This is a genomic window from Candidatus Nealsonbacteria bacterium (genome assembly GCA_019923625.1).
Lineage (GTDB): Bacteria > Patescibacteriota > Minisyncoccia > Minisyncoccales > RBG-13-42-11 > JAHXGN01.
In genome coordinates this window covers 1-1,848 of the sequence record JAHXGN010000028.1, presented here as the reverse complement: position 1 = coordinate 1,848, position 1,848 = coordinate 1, and the positions used below count along the sequence as shown (strand labels likewise).

Sequence of the window (1,848 nt, the reverse complement as noted above, 5' to 3'; positions counted from 1 at the left end):
TTAATTTTTCATTTTTCATTTTTTTATGTGCCCCCGGAAGGACTCGCCCCGCACTATTTTTAATTTTGTGTCCCCGGAGGGATTTGAACCCCCAACCACAGTTCCGAAGACTGTTATGATATCCGTTTCACCACAGGGACAAAAGTGCGGGGTAAAAACCCTAAGGCTACTCGCCCCGCACCGAAACGAAGTTTCTGGTGCGTGGGTCCATTACGTCACGGGGGCGATTTTAAAAACATTTAACTTCTTTTATTTTACAAAGCCAATTGAAAAAAAGCAAATTTTAAAATAGAATTAAAAAAGTATGGAAATACCCAAAGAGGTAAGATTTATTATTAACGAGTTGAAAAAACAGGGTTTTGAGGCCTATATTGTTGGCGGCTGCGTCAGAGATTTTTTAAGAGGAAAGGAACCGGAGGATTGGGATATAGCTACCAATGCCGAACCAGAAGAAATTCAAAAAGTATTCCCCAAGAGTTTTTATGAAAATAAATTTCTGACGGTAACCGTTCAGACCGAGGGCGAAGACCTCAGATTAAAAGAAATTGAGATTACCACTTATCGAAAAGAAGCCAAGTACACCGACAAACGTCACCCCGATGAAATAAAATTTGCCAAAACAATTGAAGAGGACTTAGCCCGTCGTGATTTTACAGTAAATGCTATAGCCGTGGATGTTAAATCCCAAATGCCAAGCGCCAAACTCCAAACAAATTCCAAATTCGTTTTAATTGACCCTTTCAATGGCCGAAAGGATCTTAAAAATAAAATTATTCGGGCGGTGGGGAATGCCAAAGAACGTTTTAACGAAGATGCTTTAAGAATGCTCAGGGCGGTGAGATTTGCCGTTACGTTAGGTGAAAAATGGAAGATTGAAGATAAAACAGCCGAAGCGATTAAAAAAAATTCTTTCTGGCTGCAAGCGATTTCCAAAGAAAGAATTAGAGATGAATTTTTGAAAATTATTATGTCGGAAAGAGCAACAAATGGCCTGGAACTTTTAAGAGAATTTGAATTATTAAAATATATTATTCCGGAATTAGAAGAGGGTTTCGGCATTACTCAAAACAAACACCATATTTATACTTGTTATGAACATTCTTTAAGGTCTTTGGAATATGCGGTTAAAAAGAATTTTAACAAATATGTCAGATTGGCCGCCCTATTTCACGACATTGGAAAACCGAGAACCAAACAGGGTGAAGGGCTAAATTCCACTTTTTACGGACATGAAATTTTAGGAGCCAAAATGACGGCTCAGGTCTTGAACCGATTAAGATTTTCTAAAAAAGACATTGAAAAAATCGGCAAATTGGTCAAATATCATCTTTTTTATTACAATGTTGGCGAGGTTTCCGAAAGTTCGGTCAGAAGATTGGTTCGCCAGGCGGGACTGGAAAATATAGAAGAATTATTAGAGGTCAGAATGGCCGACAGAATTGGTTCCGGCGTTCCCAAAGCCGAGCCCTACAAATTAAGACATCTGCGTTATCTGATTGAAAAAGTCAGCGGAGATCCGATATCGGTTAAAACATTAAAAGTCAGCGGCAATGAGGTAATGAGAGTTTTGGGAATTTTGCCCGGCCCGAAAGTGGGTCAAATTTTAGATATTCTATTGAGTTATGTTTTGGATGAGCCGAAAAAAAACAAAAAAGAATTTTTGGAAAAAGAGATAAAAAATTTAGGAAAATTGACCGAAAAGGAGCTTAGCTCCTTGGCACAAAAGGCGCGAGAGGAAAGAGAAAAATTAGAAATGAAAAAAGATGAAATGACAAAAAAGAAGTATTGGGTAACATAGAAACAGGCCGTGGCCTAGCAGCTAAGGCGCCTCACTCGGGTTGAGGAGAT

1 protein-coding gene and 1 tRNA gene are annotated in these 1,848 nt (G+C 38.6%); one reads left to right on the top strand and one right to left on the bottom strand.

What is annotated here, in order from left to right; translation table 11 throughout:
- Nucleotides 1-68: 68 nt before the first annotated feature.
- Nucleotides 69-140, bottom strand: a tRNA-Arg gene (locus tag KY055_02820).
- Nucleotides 141-304: 164 nt separating this feature from the next.
- Here KY055_02820 and KY055_02815 point away from each other — a divergent pair.
- On the top strand, nt 305-1,798 hold the full coding sequence (locus tag KY055_02815) for an HD domain-containing protein (protein ID MBZ1345532.1): 1,494 nt from the start codon (nt 305-307) through the stop codon (nt 1,796-1,798).
- Nucleotides 1,799-1,848: the final 50 nt, after the last annotated feature.